Origin of the sequence: Arcicella gelida, from assembly GCF_034931025.1 — a bacterium.
Taxonomy (GTDB): Bacteria; Bacteroidota; Bacteroidia; order Cytophagales; family Spirosomataceae; genus Arcicella; species Arcicella gelida.
The window spans coordinates 1-23,933 of sequence record NZ_JAYGIL010000046.1; the positions used below are offsets into that span (position 1 = coordinate 1).

Here is a 23,933-nt window from a genome sequence, read left to right on the forward strand (position 1 = left end):
TTATTGTTGCTAAGTTATTTAAAGTTTTTTGTTGGGGCTTTGATTTTTTAAAAAATCAAAGCCCCAACAAAACTTACACAACTAAGGGGAGGGTGCCACCAGAACTGTGTTATGAGTTTTTTCATGTTGATATATTTAATTACATGCCATACTAGCTTGTGAATATTTTTAATTATTTCTCAAGTCAGGCTAATTTCCTAAAATATTAAATATTTTCTTTACTCTAACAATTTTCACTTCAATTACTTCAAAATCTCATCTTTTTGGTCAAGGTTTTTAAATTTAAAATTGCTTGGTACAAAATACTTTTTCATTTAAACCAAATACCTCTTTTTAAGGTTAAATTTGTGTCGAATTTTTCGCCACGAACTGCTTGGATTTTTAGGAATCGGGCGGTTCGTGGTTATTGTTGTTATTGAAGATAAGATTATGCTCGTAAAAGATTTCCTTACTCTGTATCGTGAAGACGGCTTTGTACAGACCATTGCCGAACAAATTAAAAAGCCCAATGAATATCCACATATCCAAATCAAAGGATTTATTGGTAGTCTGGATGCCGTTGTGGCTTCTGCTTTACACTTGCTTGACGAAAAACAATCGCACCTTTTTGTCCTTTCAGACCGTGAAGAAGCGGCTTACTTTATCAACGATTTGCAAAATTTAGTAGGCGAGGAGAGGGTGCTTTCTTTTCCAATGTCTTACAAAAGAGCTTATCAATATGAAGAAGTTGATAATGCCAATGTGCTGATGCGAGCTGAAGTATTAAACAAGCTCAACAACAGTTCAGAAGGTTTTTTGATTGTTACATATCCAGAAGCTCTTTCTGAAAAAGTAATTAACAAGCGTTCGCTTTCTAAAAATACTTTTACAATAAATGTCTCTGAAAAGTTAGATACAGCATTTTTGGGTGAAGTATTGGCAAGTTACGATTTCGAGAAAACTGATTTTGTTTACGAAGCTGGACAATATTCAATTCGTGGCGGAATTGTGGATGTGTTTAGTTATGCCAATGATTTGCCTTACAGAATAGATTTGTTTGGTGACGAAGTAGAAAGTATCAGAACTTTCGACCCAGAATCTCAACTTTCGGTAGAATCTATTTCCAGAATCAATATCATTCCCGACGTTCAAAGTCGTTTGATTCAAGAAACTCGTGAACCTTTCTTTAATTTTTTACCAGAAAATACTCGTTTGTGGTTCAAAGATGTAGAATTGACTTTGGAAATTATCGAGAAATCGTTCGAAAAAGTAGAAGCCAATTTCCAAGAAATCATTGCAAAAAGTGGCGGCATTAAAGTGATTTCTGAACCCAATCAATTATTTGAAACTCGCAGGAGTTTTCTGAATTTGATTAAGGAATTTGGAACGGTGGAATTTGGCAAAAGATTTTACTTCAAATCTGCTCATGAAAAGATTCAATACCAAGTAAAAGTACAGCCAACTTTCAATAAGGATTTTAAAAGATTGGCGGATAATCTTCGTGAAAATCAAGGTTTTCATTATACCAATATTATTTCTGCCGATTCGCCCAAACAGCTTGAACGTTTGGCGACTATTTTTGATGAAATTGATAGAAATGTTCGTTTTCAAGCCATGAATATTTCTTTGAGAGAAGGTTTTATCGACCAGCAAGCCAAAATTGTTTGTTATACTGACCATCAGATTTTCGACCGTTTTCATCGTTTTAGAGAAAAAAGTAAATACTCCAAATCAAAAGCCTTGACTTTGAAAGAACTGCGTTCTTTACAAGTTGGCGATTTTGTTACGCACGTTGATTATGGAATTGGTCGTTTTGCAGGTTTGGATAGAGTAATGGTTGGCGATGCCGAACAAGAAGCCATTCGTTTGATTTATAAAGACAATGACGTTTTGATGGTTTCCATTCATTCATTGCATAAAATTGCGAAGTATTCTGGTAAAGAAGGCGGACCTCCAATCATGTCTAAATTGGGTTCACCTGAATGGGAAAACCGAAAATCGAAAGTAAAGAAACAAGTAAAAGACATTGCCAAGGAATTGATTTCACTCTATGCCAAACGTAGAATGGCACCGGGTTTTGCTTTTTCTAAAGATACTTTTATGCAAGCTGAACTGGAATCGTCTTTCTTGTATGAAGATACGCCAGACCAAGCAAAGTCCACAGCCGATGTAAAAGCCGATATGGAAAAACCACATCCAATGGATAGATTAGTTTGTGGTGATGTGGGTTTTGGTAAAACCGAAGTAGCGATTCGAGCAGCATTTAAAGCCGTGGCAGATTCAAAACAAGTGGCGATTTTAGTGCCAACCACCGTTTTGGCAATGCAACATTTCAGAACTTTCCGTGACCGTCTTGAGAAATTTCCTTGTAGAGTAGAGTATATCAATCGTTTTAAATCGGATAAACAAATCAAAGAAACACTCAAAAGAGTGGCCTCTGGCGAAACCGATATTTTGATTGGCACGCACAGAATTGTAAACAAAGATGTGGTTTTCAAGAATTTAGGTTTGATGATTATTGATGAAGAACAAAAATTTGGCGTAAAAGTAAAAGACCGTTTGAAAGAAATGCGTGTAAATATTGATGCACTTACGCTTACGGCAACGCCAATTCCTAGAACACTTCATTTTTCTTTGATGGGAGCAAGAGATTTGTCTATCATCGCAACGCCTCCGCCAAACCGTCAGCCAGTTACAACCGAACTTCAGATTTTTAGCGAAACGCTTATTCGTGATGCCGTAAGTTATGAACTAAAAAGAGGCGGACAAGTTTACTTTGTGCATAACCGAGTAGGAGAGTTGGAATCTATCGCCAATCTAATTTTACGCATGGTGCCAGATGCCAAAGTGGGCGTAGCTCATGGACAAATGGATGGCGATAAGTTGGAAAAAGCCATGATGAATTTCATTGAAGGACATTACGATGTACTGGTTTCTACTAATATTATTGAAGCCGGTTTGGATATTCCGAATGCCAATACGATTTTGATTAATCATGCTAACCATTTTGGCTTATCAGATTTACATCAAATGCGTGGAAGAGTGGGACGTTCCAACAAAAAGGCATTCTGTTATTTATTGACGCCAGCACTTTCATTATTAACTTCGGAAGCCCGAAAAAGGCTAAGTGCTTTAGAAGAATTCTCTGATTTGGGCGATGGATTTAAAGTTGCCATGCGAGATTTGGATATTCGTGGAGCAGGAAATTTATTGGGTGCAGAGCAAAGTGGTTTTGTAAATGATTTGGGCTATGAATTGTATCACAAGATTTTGGATGAAGCTGTTCAAGAACTGAAAGAAAATGAATTCAGAGCTTTATTTGAAAAAGATTTAGCAGAAACTGCCGAAAAACTCAAGATTGATTGTCAGATAGAAACAGATTTACGAGTATTAATTCCAGAAAAATACATCAGCAGTATTTCTGAAAGGCTTTCGCTTTACACCCAACTTGATGACATGAAAACGGAAGAAGAATTGGTAAAATTCGAGAGTATGATTATTGACAGATTCGGACCGATTCCACCAGAAATGTCTGATATGATTGAAATTGTGCGGGTTCGCTGGATTGCAGAATCGTTAGGAATGGAAAAAATATTACTGAAAAATAATAATCTAAAGTGTTTCTTCGTTCCCTCTGAGAATGAAAAGTATTATAAATCAGCAGTTTTCGGCAAGGTTATTGAGTATGTAAAACAAAATTCACGAAAATGTTCGTTGAAAGAAGTAAAAGGAAAATTGATGTTGTACTTTGATAAAATTACTTCTATTGAAGAATTGAAGTGGATTTTGAAAGAAATAACAAAATTATAAAGCTTCCACAGTTCAGATTTTTACTTATTTATTCGTAATATTCCATTGATAATGATGAAGATTAAGAATCTTCTATCAGAAACCCTGTAGAATTTACACTCTTTAGCATAAATTTGTAGTCTTTTCTGTAAATTGCATTCTTCCTAATAAAGGAAAAAACAAGATTTTAAAATTATTCTTATTCACGACAATCAAATTAATTAACAGATGAAGTTGTCTCTCAAATCAATGACTATTCTTTTAGCAGGTCTTGCGATAGTAAGTTCTTGTAAACCGAAAAAGTCAACAAGTGTAAAAATAGGCAAAACAAGTACTGCTACTGGTATTGCTTATAATAAAAAAGGAGGTTTTCAGATTGATAAATCCTTCAAAGGTCAACCTACAGGTCCAAACTTAGTTTTTGTAGAAGGCGGACGTTTTACGATGGGAGCTTTGGAAGAAGACGTTGTCAATTCTAGAGATAACTTAGAAAGAACCGTTTCTGTGCAATCATTTTATATGGATGAAACTGAAATTGGAAACGTTCATTATTTGGAATATTTGAATTCTGTGATGAAAGATTCTTCACAAGAATTCTATGAATCCGCTTTACCTGATACTTTAGTTTGGAAAGATGAATTAGCTTTTAACGATTCTTATGTAGAACAATATTTACGTTATCCTGGCTTTAGAATGTATCCAGTTGTGGGTGTTTCTTGGGTACAAGCTTCTGATTACTGTACTTGGAGAACCGCTGCCGTTAACAACGACATCGCTATGAAAAGCCAGAAGAAAAAGAAAAAAGGTAAAAAAGGAGCTGAAAGTAGAACAGCACCAGTTTATTCTGCTGGTCAACGTTTAGCGATTGAATCTGGAAAAGTATTACCTGCTTATCGTCTTCCAACTGAAGCAGAATGGGAATACGCAGCAAAAGCAATGATTGGTACTCAGTATGAAGATGAAAATCAAACTAATCAAAGAATTTATCCTTGGGATGGTCCAAATATGCGTGCTTCGCAAGGCAAGAAAAAAGGCTCAATGTTAGCCAATTTCAAACGTGGACGTGGTGACTATGCTGGTATTGCAGGTAAATCAAATGATGGTGCAATCATTACGACTGAAGTTTATACTTATCCACCAAATGATTTTGGTTTGTACCAAATGGCTGGAAACGTAAATGAATGGGTTTATGACTTATATCGTCCTTTATCTTATGAAGATTTCAATGATTTGAACCCTATCCGTAGAAATGATTATTTAGATAACGCTAAAAACTACGATAGAAAAAATAATAACTCTTTAGTAGATAACAAATCAAGAGTTTACAAAGGTGGTTCATGGGCGGATGTAGCTTATTGGTTAGCACCAGGAACACGTAGATACATGGATCAAGATTCTGCTACTTCAACCATCGGTTTTAGATGTGCAATGATTAGAGCAGGAGCGAATAAATAACATCGTTACCCATTATAAAGGCGGCAGAATTTGATTCTGTCGCCTTTTTTTATGCCATGGCTAGAGTAAGTATGGAAATATCTTTTATCTCAAATGCTTGCAAGCTTAAAACGCAGGATTCTAGTGTTGCACCTGTCGTTAGTGTATCATCAACAACTACAATTTTCTTATTTCTTAAAAGTTCTGGATTCTTCACAATGAAAACCTTGTCCATATTTTGGTAACGCTCCAATCTTGATTTGTTGACCTGTGAACTTGTTTCGATTTCTCTGATTAAAATATCATTTCGCCACTCAATATTCAGACTTTCAGATAAACCTTTTGCAAAGCAATCTGATTGATTGTAACCTCTTACTGTTAACCTTTTTTGATGAAGTGGCACAGGAATAATCAAATCAAAAGCATCTGAAAAACCACTTTCTCTCAATTCTGCACCGTACCAACGCCCAAGCATTTCACCAACATCTTGATTGCCTTTGTATTTTAATTCGTGCATGAGTCGCTGTACTTTTCCACCTTTTACAAACTTCAAATAGCTCAAAGCATGTTTTAAATGTACTTCTCCAAAAAATTTATAGGCTAAAGAATTTTCGGTTTCAAGATGCAGATTCGTTTTGGGTAAATCGAATCTGCAATGCGTACAAATTAGTTCTTCATTGCGTTGAAGTGGCTCTAAACAAGCCGAACAGATTCTTGGAAAAATGAGGTCGATAAATGAGCTGAACATGATTTCTGGAATGTTGTTAAGGTTAGAAACTGATTACAATTTTTTCTTTGTATTTTGCATACAATTTAACATCAATCAAACAATAATCATGAGTTTAGTCGCAGAATTTAATGAGTATAGAAGCAAAATGAACGATAAAATTTTGTCTTCTGATAATAAAGTAATTAAAAGAATTTTCAATCTCGATACCAATACCTATGCCGAAGGAGCTTTGTCTGAAAAGACAAAAGAAATGATGGGTTTGTCTTGTTCAATGGTTTTGCGTTGTGACGATTGTATCAAATATCACCTCGGAAAATGTTTTGAATTAGGAGTGACCGATGCCGAAATGCAAGAGATTTTTTCTGTAGCTACTTTAATTGGCGGAACAATTGTTATTCCGCATTTGCGTAGAGCTGTTGAATATTGGGAAGAACTTCAAAGTGCTGAGTAGTGTTGCTTCAATAGGTCGGGGATAAATCCCCGACCTATTGAAGCAACAAAAAAATACATTTTTGGTCAACATCTAAATTTTCAAAAACACTCATTACTCATAGCTGTAAGCTTACAGCTAATTAAAAAATATGGAAATAGAGAATCTCGCCCAGCAATGGGATATTTTATTAGATAAATTAGAACAAGTTCTTGGGAAAAAACCTGCTGATTTGAATGCAGTACTTTTCTTAATTGGCGTTCAAGAATTAGGAAAAGGACATCAGTTTTTTACCAAAGAACAAAAGCAGGATTTAATGCACATTGCCATTTGTAAAGTACTTAGCTATAGCGGTATTTATGAATTGGAAGGTACAGATCAAGATGGTTGGCCACATTGGAAATTGATTCAACCTTTGCCTTTCGTGAATGTAATTGAACAAGAAAAATTATTGAAAGCTCAAGTTATAGAATATTTTGAAAGGGAAGTATTTGTATGAAAATCATCACTTATAACGTAAATGGCATTCGTGCTGCCATCAACAAAGGTTTTATTGATTGGCTCAAGGCGAGCAATCCTGACATGATTTGTCTGCAAGAAGTAAAAGCCGAAGAACATCAAATTGAGAAAGCAATTTTTGAAGATTTAGGTTATCATATTTTTTGGTATCCTGCTGAAAAAAAAGGCTATAGTGGTGTTGCCATTCTCACGAAAGTAAAACCAAACAACATTGATTTCGGCTGTGGATTACCGGAATACGACCGTGAGGGAAGAGTACTTCGTACAGACTTTGATACATTCTCTTTGATGTCTGTTTATATGCCTTCTGGTTCAAGTGGTGACGAACGACAAGGTTTTAAAATGCAATGGTTAGATTATTTTTATGGCTATTCAGATGAACTAAAAAAGTCGATTCCAAATTTGATTATTTCTGGAGATTATAATATTTGTCACCAACCAATTGATATTCATAATCCAAAATCGAATGCCAATAGTTCTGGTTTTTTACCTGAAGAAAGAGAGTGGGTAACGAAGTTTCTTGCGAGTGGTTTTGTAGATACTTTCAGGCATTTTAATACTGAGCCACATCAATATACTTGGTGGAGTTATAGAGCAGGGGCAAGGGGCAAAAACTTAGGCTGGCGTATTGATTATCATTGTGCTACAGAAAGAATGACTGATAGACTTGTTCGTTCTGCTATTTTACCAGAAGCTAAACACTCAGATCATTGCCCAGTTTTACTTGAAATTGCTGTGTAAGAATAATGGGCGAATCATAAATTTTTGAATTTGAAAGATTTATGATTCGCTTTTTTAATATATCTTTTCAATATATCTTTCAAAATTCTACATTTACAAGCTTCTTTTTCGTTAATAATTTGTTTCAACAATACTTGAATATCTTCGGGAATAAACCTTAACAATATGACTACTTCACCCATCGCAACATTACTTATGCGGATTGAAGAATACAAACGAAAGTATTATCTCAATCGACTCATCAAAGGCAGTATTTTCTCAGCGGCAGTTATCTTGTCCGCTTTTTTGGTTTTTAATGTCCTTGAGTATTTTGGTCATTTTGGTACTACTTTTCGCACCATTTTGTTCTTTTCTTTCCTATTGGCATTTATCATTTCAACGATACTTTGGGTGATAAAACCGCTGATTTTTCTCTATGGAAAACAAAAGCCTTTATCAAACGAATTAGCTGCTGAACAAATCGGAAAGTACTTTCCTGAAGTGAGCGATAAGCTTATCAATACACTTCAATTGACTAGAAATATTGACAAAGAGCAAAATGAATTACTGATTGCTTCTATCAAACAGAAATCTCAGCAATTGGGAATTGTGAAATTTGCTGATGCTATTAAGATAAATGATAATCGCAAATACTTAAAGTTCGCCATTTTTCCAGCGATTTTGATTGTCGGAATTTTAATGATTTATCCTGCTTTCTTTTCAAAAAGTACAGAACGAATTGTCAATTTTAAAAATGAATATCAAGAAGAAGCTCCTTTCAATTTCTTACTAGAAAACAAAAGTTTACAGGCTTTTAAAAACGAAGATTTTACGCTTAATCTAAGTCTTCAAGGCAATACCATTCCCGATGCTGTTTATGTAATTTATAATGACAGAAAGCTAAAAATGGAAACGAATGACAAACGTCATTATACTTATACTTTCTCTAAAGTTCAAAATGGCTTTGATTTCCAGTTTGAAGCTGCTGGCTTTAAATCTGGTCAATATGAAGTAGAATTGGTCAACAAACCGAGTTTAGCTTTTTTTGATGTCAATGTAAATTATCCTTCTTATCTCAATAAACCTGATGAATCTTTAAAGAATGTTGGCAATTTAACCGTTCCAGAAGGTACTTCAATTGAATGGGATTTTAACGTAAGTAATACAGATTCTATCACAATGGTTTTTGAAGGTGATAAAAATACTTATCGTGCTGATAAAAAATTGTTGGGCGGTGGCTTCGATTTCACTAAAAAAGTAAAAGCTTCTGGTACTTATAAAGTATTTCTAAAAAATAAATATGCTTCAAATTCTGACGGAATCAGTTTTTATTTAAACGTTATTCCTGATAAATATCCGCAATTAAGTTTAGAGCAATACAAAGATTCAACGCTTTATAATTTTATGGTTTTGGGCGGAAATATCGCTGACGATTATGGTATTAGTCGCCTTGCTGTTTTTTATAAAGTACTTAGAAACGGACAAAACAATCAGCAAAATTATGCGAGTTTTGGCTTACCAATTCAAGGAAATCAAACGATTCAAAGCTTTTATAAGCAATGGAATTTGGATAGCTTAAAACTCAATCCTTCTGATAGAATTGAATATTTTGTTCAAGTTTGGGATAATGATGGAGTAAATGGTGCAAAATCTACTCGTTCACAAATTATGAATTATGCCATTCCAGACAAACAAGCGATTGATAATGAAATTGAAAATTCTGTTGATAAAACACAAGCTCAGTTAGAAAAGACTTTCGAGAAAGCTCAAAAACTTCGTAAGGAAATTGCTGCTTTAGAAAATCGCTTGAAAAACAAAAAGGAACTCGATTATCAAGACAAGAAATTGGCTGAAGAACTCATCAAAAAGAAAGCAGAATTGATGAATGAAATCAAAAATCTACAAGATGCCAATAAAGATTTGAACGACAAGCAACAAAGATTCAACGAGCAGAAACCAGAAAATCAACAAAAAATGGAAGCTCTCCAAAAAATGATGAATGATTTGATGGATCCTGAAACTCAGAAATTATATGAAGAATTGAAAAAAATGCTTGAACAAAATCCTGACGATAATAAAATGCTTGAACAAATGGATAAGCTCAAAAACAAAGAGCGTAACATGGAAAAAGAATTGGAGCGTATGCAGGAGCTTTTCAAAAAATTACAATTAGAACAAAAGTTGGATAAGAGTATCAAAGATTTGGAAGACCAAGCCGATAAACAAGAAAAACTTGCTCAGAAAAATGAAGATTTAGATAAAGCCAATAAAAGTGATACTGAGAAACAAAAAGAAGCTGATGCTAATAAAAAAGAGCAAGAAAAATTGAGCAAGGCTTTTGAAGAAGTAAAGAAAGATTTAAAGGAAGCTGAAAAGATTAATCAAGAAATGAAAAATGCTGAACAGATGGATATGGGAAAAGAACAGCAAGAAGATATTTCGCAAGATCAGAAAGAAGCCGAAGAGAAATCTGAAAAGGGCGATAATAAAGGTGCTTCGCAAAAACAAAAGCAGGCGGCAAAGCAAATGAAGAATTTGGCTCAACAATTAGCGAAAGAAAAACAAGAACAAGAAATGAAACAGAACGAAGAGAACATGGACGACCTTCGTGACATTCTTGAAAACCTTGTGAAGATTTCGCTGAACCAAGAAAAGTTAATGAAAGATTTTCGTGGCATTAATCCATCAGACCCACGCTTTATAAAACTTTCGCAAGAGCAAATAAAAATTCAAGATGATGCGAAAGTGATTGAAGATAGTTTATATGCTTTATCAAAAAGAGTTTTACAAATTGAAAGTTTCGTAACTCGTGAAATGAGTAATATGAAAGGTTTTATGGGTGAAGCCACAAAATTGATTAAAGAACGAAAATTACCGATGACCACTTCAAAGCAACAATTTGCGATGACTTCAATGAATAATTTGGCATTGTTACTTTCGGATGTGTTAAAGCAGATGCAGCAAAATCAACAAATGATGATGCAAAGTTCTGGAAAGGGAAAAACGAAGAGCAAAGGAAAAGGAAAAAGTATCAGCGAAAGTCAAAAAGATTTGAACCAGCAAATGCAACAGACTATGCAAAAAGGAGCGAAAGGTCAAGGTGGTATTTCTGAGCAATTGGCAAAGATGGCAAGAGAACAAGCCCAAATTAGAAAAATGCTTCAAGAGTTTTTGGATAATAATAAAGGAACTGACAAAGGAAAAAGTTTAGGAAACGAAGTAAAGGAACTGATGAAGAAAATGGAAGAAAGCGAAACTGATTTAGTTAATAAAAGGCTTAACCCAAATTTGATGAAGCGTCAGCAAGAATTATTGACTCGTTTGCTAGAATCTGAAAAAGCGATGCAAGAACAGGAAGAAGAGCAAAAACGCAAAGCTGAATCTGCTCGACAAGATTTAGCAAGGAAGGTTCCACCACAATTTCAGCAGTATGTGAAAGACAAACAAAAGCAAACAGAATTACTTCGGACTGTTCCTCCTAACTTGAATCAATATTACAAACGTCAAGTGGATAGTTACTTCAAACAAATCAATTAATAAAACGGACTCAGGTTTAAATCTGAGTCCGTTTTATTTTTATTGGTAGTGAAGTTTGATTTGAATGTATTTCTATATTCTAGTCTAAGTAGCTGATATTCACAAGCTGAATTTTATATTGTATCTTTGTAAACGAATTATTTCAAACTTAACAATGTTATTACACAATGATTGTTTTTTTCAACGAAGATATTGATTTCAAATTTGGTCAGAAGAACCAGTTAAAAGCTTGGCTTAAAAAAGTAGCTGAATCAGAGGGATTTAAGATGAGGAACCTCAACTATATATTTTGTTCTGACGAGTACCTTCATAAAATCAATCTTGAATACCTAGACCACGACACTTATACTGACATCATCACTTTCGACAATTCAGAGGAAGAAGAAGATATTGAAGGTGATATTTTTGTAAGTATTGAAAGAGTAAAAGATAACTCTCAAGAATTAAAAACCGAGTTCCTTGATGAATTTAAGCGTGTTTTAGTTCATGGCTTGTTACATCTTTGCGGTTATGATGACCATTCAGATGAAGATGAAGCTCAGATGAGAGAACTTGAAAGCAAATACATTTCTATTTTTCAATAATTAATACCTTGTTATTTTTATCAAACACTCCACGTGGAACACTTATTAAAAATATGATTTTTGAAGTGTCCTTATAAAGTGATTCAGAAAGTGAGCATCTAATTTTAAATAATCATTTCAACACCTAAAGCAACACTTAATAGCTAAAAACATACTAAGCTCAAGTAATACTTGATGACTTAATATCCATCTTTAAAGATATTAGTTGTCAAAAAATCACACCTATAAATTGAGCATTAAAATTAAATTATTGAGAATATCAGATAAAATAGAATCAATAACTAACACTTTTGATGCTAAACAATAACATTAAATACTTTTAGAGATAAGTGTGAAACATAAAATTTACTTAGTAAAATATTTATAAGATTATTGTCTTTAGAGCATAAATCTAATTACCCTTAAAAGTATCAAAAGCATATTCTAAAGAGAAAAACAAACAAGAATATAAAAACAACCGAGAACAAGATTTAATTACCAATTAAAAATATGTACAAAGAATATGATGTTATCGTAGTAGGAGCTGGTCATGCAGGATGTGAAGCCGCTCACGCTGCAGCAACGATGGGTTCAAAAGTATTACTCATTACGATGAATATGAATACTATCGCACAAATGTCTTGCAATCCAGCGATGGGTGGCGTTGCTAAGGGACAAATTGTGCGTGAAGTAGATGCTTTGGGCGGTATGTCAGGAATTATTTCTGATAAAACCATGATTCAATTTAGAATGTTAAATCGTTCAAAAGGTCCTGCAATGTGGTCGCCAAGATGTCAATCTGATAGAATGCGTTTTGCTGAAGAATGGCGATTAGCTTTGGAAAGAAACTTAAATGTGGATTTTTGGCAAGAAATGGTTTCAGGCTTACTTGTTGAAGATAATAAAGTAGTAGGTGTTAAAACACAATTGGGAATTGAATTCAAAGCAAAGTCGGTTGTTTTAACGAACGGCACTTTCTTAAATGGTTTAATTCATATTGGTGAGAAAAACTTTGGTGGTGGTAGAACAGCAGAAGGAAAAGCCACTGGAATTACAGAACAATTAGTACAATTAGGTTTTGAAGCTGGCAGAATGAAAACGGGAACTCCGCCAAGAGTTGATGGAAGAAGCTTAGATTACTCTAAAATGGAAGAACAAAAAGGAGATGAAAATCCGAGTAAGTTTTCTTATTTAGATACACCTTCATTAACAGAACAAAGAAGCTGTTGGATTACTTATACAAACCATGAAGTACACGATGTTTTAAAAACAGGATTTGAAAAATCTCCAATGTTTGCGGGTAGAATCAAAGGATTAGGGCCAAGATACTGTCCATCGGTTGAAGATAAAATCAATCGTTTTGCAGATAAAGACCGTCACCAAATCTTTGTAGAACCAGAAGGATGGAATACAGTAGAAGTTTATGTAAATGGATTTTCTACTTCTTTGCCCGAAGATGTACAATATGCAGCTTTGAAAAAGATTCCAGGTTTTGAAAACGTAAGAATGTTCCGTCCTGGTTATGCCATTGAGTACGATTTCTTCCCGCCTACACAATTAAAACAGACTTTAGAAACTAAACTGATTCAGAATTTATTCTTTGCAGGTCAGATTAATGGAACTACTGGTTATGAAGAAGCCGCTTGCCAAGGTTTAATGGCTGGCATTAATGCTCACCAAAGAGCGCAGGATTTACCAGACTTTACATTATCTCGTTCTGAGGCATATATTGGTGTTTTAATCGATGATTTAATCAATAAAGGTACAGAAGAACCTTATAGAATGTTTACGTCAAGAGCGGAGTACAGAACGCTTTTAAGACAAGACAATGCAGATATTCGTTTAACCGAAAGAGGACATTCTATTGGTTTGGCTTCGGAAGAAAGATTGAATAATGTGAATAACAAGAAAACTAAAACTGTTGAGTTGATTGCTGGCTTGAAATCTTTGAAAATTAAACCTGAGGAAGTAAATGCTAAATTAGAAGCGATTGGAACATCTGCTTTAAGAGAAGGTACTTTAGTTATCAATTTATTGAAAAGACCAGATATTGATATGGTCAAATTGAAAACCTTAACGCCTGAAGTAGAAGCATATCTTTCAAACTATTCGGATGAAATTCTGGAACAAGCTGAAATCAATGTAAAATATGAAAGCTACATTGAAAAGGAGCAAGTAATGGTTAATAAACTATTGAAATTTGAAAACTTGAAGATTCCTGTGAATTTCGACTATGCAAATCTTAAAGCTATTTCAAATGAAGGTCGTCAAAAACTATCAAGGATAAGACCAGCCACTATTGGTCAAGCTTCGAGAATCAGTGGCGTTTCTCCTTCTGATGTTTCTGTATTAATGCTTTATATGGACAGATAGAATCTGGATAATAGTCAATCAAAAAGACTTGTAAGTAATGGTAATTCCAAACCAAAGGCTTACAAGTCTTTTTTATATCTTTGTGAAAATTAACAACCATGGAAAAAATTAGCACTTGCCCAATCTGTCAACAGAATTCATTTAGTACTTTTCTTAATGTCCAAGATTATACCGTAAGCCAAGAAACATTCGATATTGTCAATTGTAATTCATGTGGCTTTAAATTCACCAATCCTCGACCTACAATAGATAAAATAGGAGCATATTACAAGGCTGAATCTTACATTTCACATACTAATACTTCTAAAGGATTAATTGCAAAAATTTATCATTCTGTACGAAAATATACGCTAAAAGGTAAATTAGAATTAGTTAATAATTTATTCCCTTCAAAAGGTAAATTATTGGATGTTGGTTGTGGAACAGGAATGTTCTTGAATGTCTGCAAAGAGGATGGTTGGAAAGTATTTGGCATTGAACCAGACGACGACGCTAGGGCAATTGCAGAACAAATTAATCAATCAACTATCAAAAATGATGTGATTAGTTCTTTCCAAAATGAGCAATTTGACATCATTTCGCTTTGGCATGTATTAGAACATGTTCATCAATTAAATGAAACGATTGATTGGCTTTATGAAAGACTTTCAAATGATGGTTCGCTGATTATTGCTGTGCCTAATCATGAATCTGAAGATGCGGCTATTTATGGCAATAAATGGGCAGCCTATGATGTGCCAAGACATTTATATCATTTCTCACAAAAGACAATAAAGCAACTTTTTGAACAACATAACTTCCGTTTAGAAAAAACTCTTCCTATGAAATTCGATTCATTCTATGTTTCGATGTTGAGTACTAAATATCAAACTGGAAAAATCAATTATCTAAAAGCTTTTGTGGATGGTTTGAAGTCAAATCTTAAAGCTGAAAATAATCAACAGAATTATTCTAGCTTAATTTACATATTTAAGAAGAATTAACATTATTCGCACACTTTTCCACAACCCTCAGAGTTTATCAAACGCTGAGGGTTTCTTTTTGCAAAATGGTCAACATTTCGATAAACCAATTTTTTTAAGCAATTTTGGGATAAGTAAGTCCTTATTTTAGTTATTCAAACATTAGCATCAATTTTATCCACAAAGTTTTCAACATATTAACATGAAAGTGAAGAATTTAGTCTTGATAAGTTTTTTAAGTTTTATACTCATTGAAATGCTGTTTAGTTGTGCCCAAATCGTAGCACCTACTGGCGGAAAAAAAGATACTCTTGCACCAGTCATCGTAAAAACATTTCCGAATAATCAAGCTATTAATTTTTCAGGAAGATTAGTACAAATTGAATTCAACGAGTATGTGAGTATCGATAATATTCAACAGCAATTATTAATCACACCCAATATTGAAGGTACTTACGAAAGCAAAGCATTATCCAAAGGTGTGCGTTTAACTTTTGATAAACCTTTTAAACCAAATACTACTTATAGTTTAAATTTTAGAAATTCAATTAAAGATATTACTGAAAGAAATGTCGCTAAAAATATCAGATTAGTTTTCAGCACTGGTAATATCATCGATTCTTTAAGTGTAAGTGGAAAAGTTTTTAACCCTCTAATTAATAAACCAGTTTTAGATATCAATGTGGGTTTATATAATTACACCGATACTTTAAATCCAAAAAAAGTAAAACCTTATTATTTCACGAAAACTGATAGTTCTGGAATTTTCAAAATTGAAAATGTGGCAGCTGGTAAGTACAGAGTTTTCGCAATTTCTGATGCAAACAGTAATCTTTTATATGAAGAAGCTAAAGAATTAATAGGTTTTGTAAAAGATACAATTGATTTAAAAACCAATTTATCAAACCTAGAAATCAATATGGCGAAAATGGATAAAACTCCAAACAAAGTATTTAAAACAAGAAATACTTCTGGCTATTATTATATAGAATACAATCGAGGAATAAAAAATGCCAAAATTGATTTTTTGGGCAGAAAAGATACACTCGCTTATCAACAAATTGATGCAAAAAATCTTAGAATTTATAATACTATCAACAATTCTACTGATACTGTAAAAGTGAAAATTTCTGTAATTGATTCTCTCGACAGAGTATTTACACACGAACAAAAAATCAAATTCAGAGTAAAAGGTAAAAAGGATGAAAGTGTAAAAGAGGAATTCAGTATTAAAATTAGTCCAAGTAATAATGAAGACATCGATTTGAAAGAAGTTGGCTACACTATCAATTTTACAAAATCTGTCATTCATTATGATTTGAATAAAATTGAAATCATGAATGATACTTTGATTAGAGTACCGATTACTGAAAAAGATATTAAATGGAATCAAGATAAAACGAAACTTATCATTCAGAAAAATGATAAAAAGCCAAAGGAATTTGTAAGAGTAAGATTCCAAAAAGAAGCTTTTATTTCACTTGAAAATGATACGACTTCAAAGTACGAAGCCAATCATCCAATTCGTGATCCTGAAAATTATGGCATCATTGAAGGTGAAGTAAAAAATCCGAACAAGAAACATTTCTTTATCGAATTGATGAACGATAAAAATGAAGTAATCCAAAAAGTGGACAACCTTTTGAAATACGAATTTGCCTTTCTAAAAGCGGGTATTTACTATCTACGATTAATTGTAGATGAAAATCAAAATGCTCGTTGGGATGAAGGCGACATTCAGACCAACACGCTTCCAGAAAAAATTATCTACAATCCAAACAAAATAAAGCTGAAACAAAACTTCGTTCTTTCTGGAAATGATTTCACAATTGACTAAAATCAGAAAACTGGTCAACCTTCTGTGGATAAGTACCAAAACAGGGCAAATAGTCGTTCAAAAAAGTGGAAAACTAGGTGTTTTTCACCATTCATTTTTGTGGAAAGAAATAGCCTCATTGTGGAAAGTAAAATTGGGCTTTTTGAAAAGTGGAAAACTATCGATTTAATCCCTATTTTTAAGACATGTTAACCACAAAAATTTTGAATGTTGACAATGTTGAGAAAATGATTAAAGTTATACACATAAATGTTAATTAAAATTATTTATACTGTAAATCAAATAGTTATATGTTGATAAGTATTTGTAAAATGTTGATAATAAAACTGATATTAACAATTGAACGTGAAAATAATGTTTCACAATACTCTTCCACATATCCACAGTATAATAGAAGTAATAGTTTTCTTTTTTTAAAAAATTAAATAAAAATTATTATGATTAAATATAAGATGTTGTTGAAAACTTTTTGGAAGGCATTTTACTTATGTTTTGTCTTGATGTGTTCTTTTGAAGTTTTAAGTCAGGATGCTCAGTTGGGCGTTGAATACTTAAAAGCTGGAGAGTATGAAAAAGCAAGAACCCTTTTTCAAAAATTGGCGAAGAACAAAGAAACCGCAAAAGATATTTATAAACCATATTTGGAAACTTTGATTAAGTTGAAAAATTGGGACGAGGCTGAAAAGTTTGTAAAAAGACAAATCAAAAATACAGAAGGCAATCAAGCTAAATATTTAGTTGATTTAGGAAGACTTTATCAAGCAACTGAAAAAAAAGAAGAAGCCAAAAAGAATTATGATTTAGCGATTGATAAAGTAAAAGCCAACGACGATGAAATGATTGATTTGGTAAATTACTTTGTTCAACAACAACAAACCGAACTAGCTATACAAACAATTGAGGTATCTAGGGTTTTTGGAAAGTCGGAAGATAAATACGCTGTACAGTTAGCCAATTTGTTTCGTATGCAAGGCAAAGTGCCTGAAATGATAGAAGAGTACTTGAAGTTTGGTTTAGCGACTGAAAATCAAGAAATGGTGCAGTCAATCCTTCAGGATGAGTTGAAGGAAGACAAAGAAATAGAAGAATTAGAGAAAATACTCTATGCAAAAGTTCAGAAGTATCCACAGACTTCTTATTACACTGATATTTTAATCTGGCATTTGGTTCAGAAAAAAGACTTTTATAAAGCTTTTGTTCAGGCAAGAGCATTGGATAAACGCTATAGAAAAGAAGGAGCTCAGGTTACAGAATTGGGTTTTATGGCACATCAAAATAAAGATTTTGTTAACTCTGGTAAAATCTTTGAATACTTAATTAAAGAATATCCAAGACATCAGAATTATCCATTGTGGAGAAGAATGTTGATTAATGCCAAAGAAGAAGTAATCAAAACTACGTATCCAATCAATCAATCAGACATTCGTTTACTCATCGCTGAATATACCAAAATGCTGGAAGACCTTGGAACGAACCAAAGAACTTTAGAAGCATTGAGAAGTAAAGGACTTTTGTATGCTTTTTACTTGAATGAAAAAGATACTGCGATTGCTGTTTTAGAAAAAGCCATCAAACTTGCCAACAATGATCAAATCTTTGTGGATAAATGTAAATTGGATTTAGGAGATATTTTCTTGCTGAAATCTGAACCTTGGGAAGCGACCTTACTTTATTCACAAGTAGAGAAATCAGAAAAAGATAGTCCGATGGGTTACGAAGCAAAATTGCGAAATGCAAAACTGGCTTATTTCAGAGGAGATTTTGAATTATCGAAAGAAGTACTGGATATTTTAAAACAAGCCACTACTCGTGAAATTGCAAATGATGCCATGGAGCTGAGTTTATTGATTCAAGAAAATACAGGTTTTGATAGTACAGAAGCTGCTTTGAAAGATTACTCCGCTGTTGAGCTTTTACTTTTTCAACACAGAAACGATGAAGCGATTGCTAAATTGGTAGAAATGGAAAAAGTGTATCGTGGAAATCCTATCATGGATGATTTGATTTTCCTTAGAGCAAATATTTACTTGAAACAAGGCGATGTGGAAAAAGGAGTAAAAGATTTAGAATTTGTCATCCAGAATTTTCCACATGATATTAAAGGCGATGATGCACTTTATCTTTTAGCCAAAACCTATCAAGAAGTTTTGAATCAATCGACGAAAGCCATGAAATTGTATCAAGAATTGTTGATAAAGTATCCTGGAAGTATTTATAGTGCGGAAGCTAGAAAAAGATTTAGAAATCTAAGAGGTGATACAATAAATTAATAGCCTAAACGTATTATTATCAGGCCTGTAAGCTTATCCACTTACAGGCTTTTTTTGTGGATAACCACTAAATCCTAATACATGATTTAACTTTACTTGATTGCTTTAAATAAAATTTGTAAAGCCCATTTTTGAAATGGACTGGTTTTATTTTGCTTTCTATCCTCTGATTTATTCACTATCAAGTAAAATAACCATGAAAAAGCTCTTCTCTCTATTCATTATTGTTTCTCTTTTTTATACTTATGAGCTTTCTGCTCAGCAAAAGCAAATTGTTTTTGCCTGTAATTATTTTGGAAAACAAATAATATCTCAAGACATTTGTCCACAAACGTTAGGCTACGCTTCTGAAAGTCACGCTGCGCAAGTAATCGGAAAATTTGCCAAAAAGATGGGACAGTTTCATAGTAAGTTTAAAGTAATGCAATGTTCCAATACAGATAATTGTTTTGCCACAATTATCGACGGACAGCCTTATATCATTTATGACCGAGACTTTTTAAACAGAGTAGAACGCACAGCCCAAACTGACTGGGCGGCAATTTCTATTTTGGCACATGAAATCGGACACCACGCCAATTTTCATACGATTGATAAAGAAGGTAGCCGACCCGAAAAAGAATTAGAAGCTGATTACTTTTCTGGTTTTTGGTTACATCAAATGGGTGCTACTTTAGCACAAGCCCAACAAGCTATTATTTATTTTCAGGAAGAAAACGTTACTTCAACACATCCTCCAAAATCTCAAAGATTATTAGCCATCAAAAAAGGTTGGGAAGAAGCTGATACCGAAAGACAAATAGAAGTATCAAGAGAACCTAAAAATAACCAACCTAAAGTTCAATCAGATACTGAAGAACACTATAAAAGTATTTCATTAATTGAAAGTAAACCAATTTCACCAATCGAATCTTCTTTGAAAAAGACAGGATGTATTTCTGGAGATTGTAAAGATGGAGAAGGACTTTTTGTGCATAAAACACAAGGAAGTTATCAAGGTATGTGGAAAAATGGGAAAAGAGATGGTTATGGAATTCAGTATTATCCCGATGGTACAAAAATGTTTGAAGGCGAATACAAAGCTGGAAAAAGAGAAGGAAGTGGAATTTACTATTTTCAACATGGAGAAAGATTTGAAGGTAAATTCTTCAATGACAGCACAACCGAAGAAGGTTACTATATCTTGATTAATAATGACGAAAGCAATGTAGAATTAACTTACTTTTTCTCTGATGGTAGAAAAGAAATCATTCAGATTATAAATGAGTAAACAAATAGCAGAATTAGTATATAGGTAATATTTTTTTTGAAATTATGATAAAAAGCATAAAAAATAGTAAAAATATTATGCGTGCATACTATTTTGATTTAGTTAATCTTGTTATCTTTGCTTAAATCCAATTGTAAAATATAGGGTTTAAATTGTATTTTATATTGAAGATGTATTGATTAAACGAAGATAGTCATGAAGAGCAATCCGAACATTACCAGAGTATTTGATTTACTGCCCAATTGTGTTTTAGCTGTTAATAAAGAAGATACTTTCGCTAGTAAAGTAAAAGGCGAATGGAAAAAATACAGTGCTACAGAAGTAATTGAAATCGTCAATAAAGTAAGTATTGGGTTAATAAAATTGGGTGTTAAAAAGGATGATAAGATTGCTTTGATTTCTAATAACAGACCAGAATGGAATTTTATCGAATTGGGTGTTCAGCAATTGGGAGCTGTTTTAGTGCCGATGTACCCAACCATTACGATTGAAGATTACCGTTATATTTTCACGGATGCCGAAGTAAAACTGGTTTTTGTTTCTGATAAAGCTTTATTGGCAAAAGTATTGGAAGCTACCAGTGTATTAACTGGCATAGAAGGAATTTTTACTTTTGATAAAACAAAAGAAGCCAAACATTGGACTGAATTATTAGATTTATCTAAAAATGAAGACTTCTCCCAAATTGAAACTTATAAGGCTGCTGTACATCCAGATGATTTATTGACCTTGATTTATACTTCTGGCACAACTGGAAAACCCAAAGGAGTAATGCTTACGCACGATAACATCATTTCTAATATTGATGGTTTAGTGATTGGAAAGCATTTGGAATTATGTTCTGATGATAAAGCTTTGAGTTTTCTTCCGCTTTGCCATATCTACGAACGTACCGATGTTTATGTGTATATGTATTATGGTGTTTCGGTATATTATGCTGAAAGTATGGATACCATTGCAGATAATTTAAAGGACATCAAACCTCAAGTATTTGCTACCGTTCCTCGATTGTTAGAGAAAGTTTATGATAAAATTGTAGCAAAGGGCTATGAACTTTCAGGAGTAAAAAAACAGCTTTTTTTCTGGGCATTAAACTTAGGTTTGAAATATGACCCGATGAAAGACATGGGTTGGTTTTATGATACTCAATTAAAAATCGCTCGTAAATTGATTTTCAGTAAATGGAAAGAAGCTTTAGGCGGAAATATCAAAATCATCGCTTCGGGTTCTGCCGCTTTGCAAGCCCGTTTGTCAAGAGTATTTTGGGCAGCTGAGATTCCAATTGCCGAAGGTTATGGACTTACTGAAACTTCACCAGTTGTTTCTTCTAGTATTTTATCTGATTTTAGAGTGGGTTGTGTGGGAACAGTTTTACCAAACCTACAAGTAAAAATTGCTGAGGATGGTGAAATTTGTGTAAAAGGTCCATCGGTTATGAAAGGTTATTATAAAAGACCAGATGCTACTGCCGAAGCCATTGATGTAGATGGTTGGTTTCATACGGGTGATATTGGTGAATTTTTTGAGGGTCGTTATCTAAAAATTACAGACCGAAAGAAAGAAATTTTCAAAACTTCTGGTGGAAAATATGTTGCACCACAAGTAATCGAAAATAAATTAAAAGAAGCCGTTTTGATTGAACAAGCGATTGTAGTAGGAGAGGGACAAAAATTTCCTTCTGCTTTAGTCGTTCCAGAGTTTAATGCTTTGAAAGAATGGTGTTCTAGAAATGAAATTTCATATACCAATCCAGAACAGATTATTAAAAATCCAAAAGTGAAAGAGAAATTGGATGAAGTAGTGAAAGATTTGATGAAGAACATTGCTCAATACGAACAAGTAAAAAAGGTAGAATTATTGCCAAAATTATTCTCAATTGAATCGGGTGAATTAACACCTACATTGAAATTAAAAAGAAAAATCATTCACAATAATTATAAGGATTTGATAGAGGGAATGTATAATTAACCTCAGGCTGTTATCTGAAAACTGTTAATAGTTATCCGTATTTCGTATCATAAAAATGCCATTCGACTTAAATGCGAATGGCATTTTTATTTACAGGAAACTTACAAGTTGTAGTTTAATCACTAAATCACAACTCATTAATTCACTCAATTTTATAAAGAAAGAAGGTATTCCTTAAAATCTCCAAACTCTTTCGTCATCGGTATCGCTACTTTTTCTTTAGAAAGTAAAGCCGAAAGTCTTTCTGGAATGGCTACTGATGTTCCTAAAGTTTCTTCTACTACATCTAAGAATTTAGCATAATGTGCCGTTGAAAGTAAAACGCCTGCTACTTCTTCAGAAAGTGTATCAGTATAAGATTTCAAACCTAAATAAGCCACAGCTGTATGTGGACACATCACATATTGGGTTCTTTCATATACATCTTTCATGGCTGCTTTGGTAGTCTTATCATCACTGAAATCGCCAGCAATATGTTTTATAACTTCTTCATGTGCATCGCCAGCCAACAAACGCATTCTGATAAAATTAGAAGGATTTCCCACATCCATTGCATTTGAAATTGTTTCTTGCGAAGGCTTCGGTTCATAATTGCCAGAAGCTAAATACTTCGGAACGATGTTATTCACATTCGTAGCCGCCACAAACATTTTCACAGGTAAGCCCATTTTCTGAGCAATTAAACCTGCCGAAAGGTTTCCAAAATTTCCACTTGGCACACAGAAAACGACTGGTTTGGTATTACCAGCTTTTTTCAATTGGGCATAAGCATTGAAATAATAGAAAGATTGTGGAATCAATCGACTAATGTTGATTGAATTGGCAGAAGCTAAATTGATTTTTGAAGATAATTCATTATCCAAAAAGGCAGCTTTCACTAAAGCCTGACAATCGTCAAAAGTACCATCTACTTCTAAAGCCGTTACGTTTTCGCCTAAAGTAGTCAATTGTTTTTCTTGAATATCCGACACTTTTCCGGTCGGATACAAAATCGTTACTTTGATGCCCGGCGTTTTATAAAAACCTTGTGCCACTGCTCCGCCAGTATCGCCAGAGGTTGCTACAAGAATATGAATATCTTTTTGTGATTTCTGCAAAAAGTAAGACATCAACGATGCCATGAATCTTGCACCAAAATCTTTAAAAGCCATTGACGGCCCATGAAACAATTCTAAAACGTAAGTATCTTTTTCAAGAGCAATCAAAGGAGCATCAAAATCAATCGCTCTTTCTACTATCGTTTTAATATATTCTTCTGGAATATCGTCGCCTAATAAAGCTTTACTTACTTCAAAAGCAATTTCTGAAATTGAAAGCGTATCAATCTTTTCAAAAAAAGAAGCGGGTAAAGTCGGAATAACGTGTGGCATATACAAGCCATTGTCGGGAGGAAGTCCTCTGAAAACTGCTTCTTCTAAAGAAACATCATCACTTTGATGATTTGTGCTATAAAGTATCATAAACGTTTTTGGAACAGATAAAAGCTTCAATTTCAAAACCTTCGTGGCAAGAAATCTTGTAAATTAGTATTATCAAAAATTCAACAATTGTC

At 33.5% G+C, this 23,933-nt stretch carries 15 protein-coding genes; 13 read left to right on the top strand and 2 right to left on the bottom strand.

Translation table 11 applies throughout. The features are described 5' to 3' along the window. The first annotated feature begins 429 nt into the window (after positions 1–429). Complete coding sequence (mfd, locus tag VB776_RS23105; protein ID WP_323699235.1) at positions 430–3,789, top strand: transcription-repair coupling factor; 3,360 nt, start codon at positions 430–432, stop codon at positions 3,787–3,789. Between the two features lie 228 nt (positions 3,790–4,017). Beyond that, positions 4,018–5,223, top strand: coding sequence for a gliding motility lipoprotein GldJ (gene gldJ / locus VB776_RS23110; protein WP_323699236.1), 1,206 nt, complete (start codon positions 4,018–4,020; stop codon positions 5,221–5,223). Between the two features lie 49 nt (positions 5,224–5,272). Here the strand turns inward: gldJ and VB776_RS23115 are convergent, their stop codons facing one another. Beyond that, positions 5,273–5,950, bottom strand: a complete 678-nt coding sequence (locus tag VB776_RS23115; protein WP_323699237.1) for a ComF family protein — start codon at positions 5,948–5,950, stop codon at positions 5,273–5,275. A gap of 88 nt (positions 5,951–6,038) precedes the next feature. Here VB776_RS23115 and VB776_RS23120 point away from each other — a divergent pair, with 88 nt between their 5' ends. The 11 genes from VB776_RS23120 (at position 6,039) to VB776_RS23170 (ending at position 22,381) form a co-directional block, all read left to right on the top strand. After that, positions 6,039–6,383, top strand: a complete 345-nt coding sequence (locus tag VB776_RS23120; protein WP_323699238.1) for a carboxymuconolactone decarboxylase family protein — start codon at positions 6,039–6,041, stop codon at positions 6,381–6,383. A gap of 130 nt (positions 6,384–6,513) precedes the next feature. Next, entirely contained in the window at positions 6,514–6,861 is a 348-nt protein-coding gene (locus VB776_RS23125; RefSeq protein WP_184136290.1) for a hypothetical protein, read from the top strand. Continuing rightward, complete coding sequence (locus VB776_RS23130) at positions 6,858–7,622, top strand: exodeoxyribonuclease III (RefSeq protein ID WP_323699239.1); 765 nt, start codon at positions 6,858–6,860, stop codon at positions 7,620–7,622. Before VB776_RS23125 ends, VB776_RS23130 begins: the two co-directional genes overlap by 4 nt. A gap of 165 nt (positions 7,623–7,787) precedes the next feature. Continuing rightward, complete coding sequence (locus VB776_RS23135; RefSeq protein WP_323699240.1) at positions 7,788–11,138, top strand: DUF4175 family protein; 3,351 nt, start codon at positions 7,788–7,790, stop codon at positions 11,136–11,138. Between the two features lie 167 nt (positions 11,139–11,305). Further along, positions 11,306–11,722, top strand: a complete 417-nt coding sequence (ybeY, locus tag VB776_RS23140) for an rRNA maturation RNase YbeY (RefSeq protein WP_323699241.1) — start codon at positions 11,306–11,308, stop codon at positions 11,720–11,722. A gap of 489 nt (positions 11,723–12,211) precedes the next feature. Continuing rightward, complete coding sequence (gene mnmG, locus VB776_RS23145; RefSeq protein WP_323699242.1) at positions 12,212–14,074, top strand: tRNA uridine-5-carboxymethylaminomethyl(34) synthesis enzyme MnmG; 1,863 nt, start codon at positions 12,212–12,214, stop codon at positions 14,072–14,074. 98 nt (positions 14,075–14,172) lie between these two features. Then, entirely contained in the window at positions 14,173–15,057 is an 885-nt protein-coding gene (locus VB776_RS23150; protein WP_323699243.1) for a class I SAM-dependent methyltransferase, read from the top strand. A 181-nt stretch (positions 15,058–15,238) separates the two neighbouring features. Beyond that, positions 15,239–16,873 carry an Ig-like domain-containing domain gene (locus VB776_RS23155; protein WP_323699244.1) on the top strand — a complete coding sequence of 545 codons (1,635 nt, stop codon included), beginning with the start codon at positions 15,239–15,241 and terminating at the stop codon, positions 16,871–16,873. Positions 16,874–17,310: 437 nt separating this feature from the next. Continuing rightward, positions 17,311–19,143, top strand: coding sequence for a tetratricopeptide repeat protein (locus VB776_RS23160; RefSeq protein ID WP_323699245.1), 1,833 nt, complete (start codon positions 17,311–17,313; stop codon positions 19,141–19,143). A gap of 196 nt (positions 19,144–19,339) precedes the next feature. Then, a complete protein-coding gene (locus VB776_RS23165; RefSeq protein ID WP_323699246.1) occupies positions 19,340–20,413 on the top strand; it encodes a hypothetical protein in 1,074 nt (357 codons plus the stop codon). Positions 20,414–20,608: 195 nt separating this feature from the next. After that, entirely contained in the window at positions 20,609–22,381 is a 1,773-nt protein-coding gene (locus VB776_RS23170) for an AMP-dependent synthetase/ligase (protein WP_323699247.1), read from the top strand. A 152-nt stretch (positions 22,382–22,533) separates the two neighbouring features. On the opposite strand, the gene thrC is transcribed toward VB776_RS23170, so the two are convergent. Further along, positions 22,534–23,841, bottom strand: a complete 1,308-nt coding sequence (gene thrC, locus VB776_RS23175; RefSeq protein WP_323699248.1) for a threonine synthase — start codon at positions 23,839–23,841, stop codon at positions 22,534–22,536. Positions 23,842–23,933: the final 92 nt, after the last annotated feature.

Bases quoted from the DNA above. Each gene is read 5' to 3' on its own strand.
- mnmG (WP_323699242.1), top strand. From the start codon at position 12,212: ATGTACAAAGAATATGATGTTATCGTAGTAGGAGCTGGTCATGCAGGA.
- VB776_RS23130 (WP_323699239.1), top strand. From the start codon at position 6,858: ATGAAAATCATCACTTATAACGTAAATGGCATTCGTGCTGCCATCAAC.
- VB776_RS23160 (WP_323699245.1), top strand. From the start codon at position 17,311: ATGATTAAATATAAGATGTTGTTGAAAACTTTTTGGAAGGCATTTTAC.
- VB776_RS23170 (WP_323699247.1), top strand. From the start codon at position 20,609: ATGAAGAGCAATCCGAACATTACCAGAGTATTTGATTTACTGCCCAAT.
- VB776_RS23120 (WP_323699238.1), top strand. From the start codon at position 6,039: ATGAGTTTAGTCGCAGAATTTAATGAGTATAGAAGCAAAATGAACGAT.
- VB776_RS23135 (WP_323699240.1), top strand. From the start codon at position 7,788: ATGACTACTTCACCCATCGCAACATTACTTATGCGGATTGAAGAATAC.
- VB776_RS23150 (WP_323699243.1), top strand. From the start codon at position 14,173: ATGGAAAAAATTAGCACTTGCCCAATCTGTCAACAGAATTCATTTAGT.
- ybeY (WP_323699241.1), top strand. From the start codon at position 11,306: ATGATTGTTTTTTTCAACGAAGATATTGATTTCAAATTTGGTCAGAAG.
- VB776_RS23115 (WP_323699237.1), bottom strand. From the start codon at position 5,950: ATGTTCAGCTCATTTATCGACCTCATTTTTCCAAGAATCTGTTCGGCT.
- VB776_RS23165 (WP_323699246.1), top strand. From the start codon at position 19,340: ATGAAAAAGCTCTTCTCTCTATTCATTATTGTTTCTCTTTTTTATACT.
- VB776_RS23125 (WP_184136290.1), top strand. From the start codon at position 6,514: ATGGAAATAGAGAATCTCGCCCAGCAATGGGATATTTTATTAGATAAA.
- thrC (WP_323699248.1), bottom strand. From the start codon at position 23,841: ATGATACTTTATAGCACAAATCATCAAAGTGATGATGTTTCTTTAGAA.
- gldJ (WP_323699236.1), top strand. From the start codon at position 4,018: ATGACTATTCTTTTAGCAGGTCTTGCGATAGTAAGTTCTTGTAAACCG.
- VB776_RS23155 (WP_323699244.1), top strand. From the start codon at position 15,239: ATGAAAGTGAAGAATTTAGTCTTGATAAGTTTTTTAAGTTTTATACTC.
- mfd (WP_323699235.1), top strand. From the start codon at position 430: ATGCTCGTAAAAGATTTCCTTACTCTGTATCGTGAAGACGGCTTTGTA.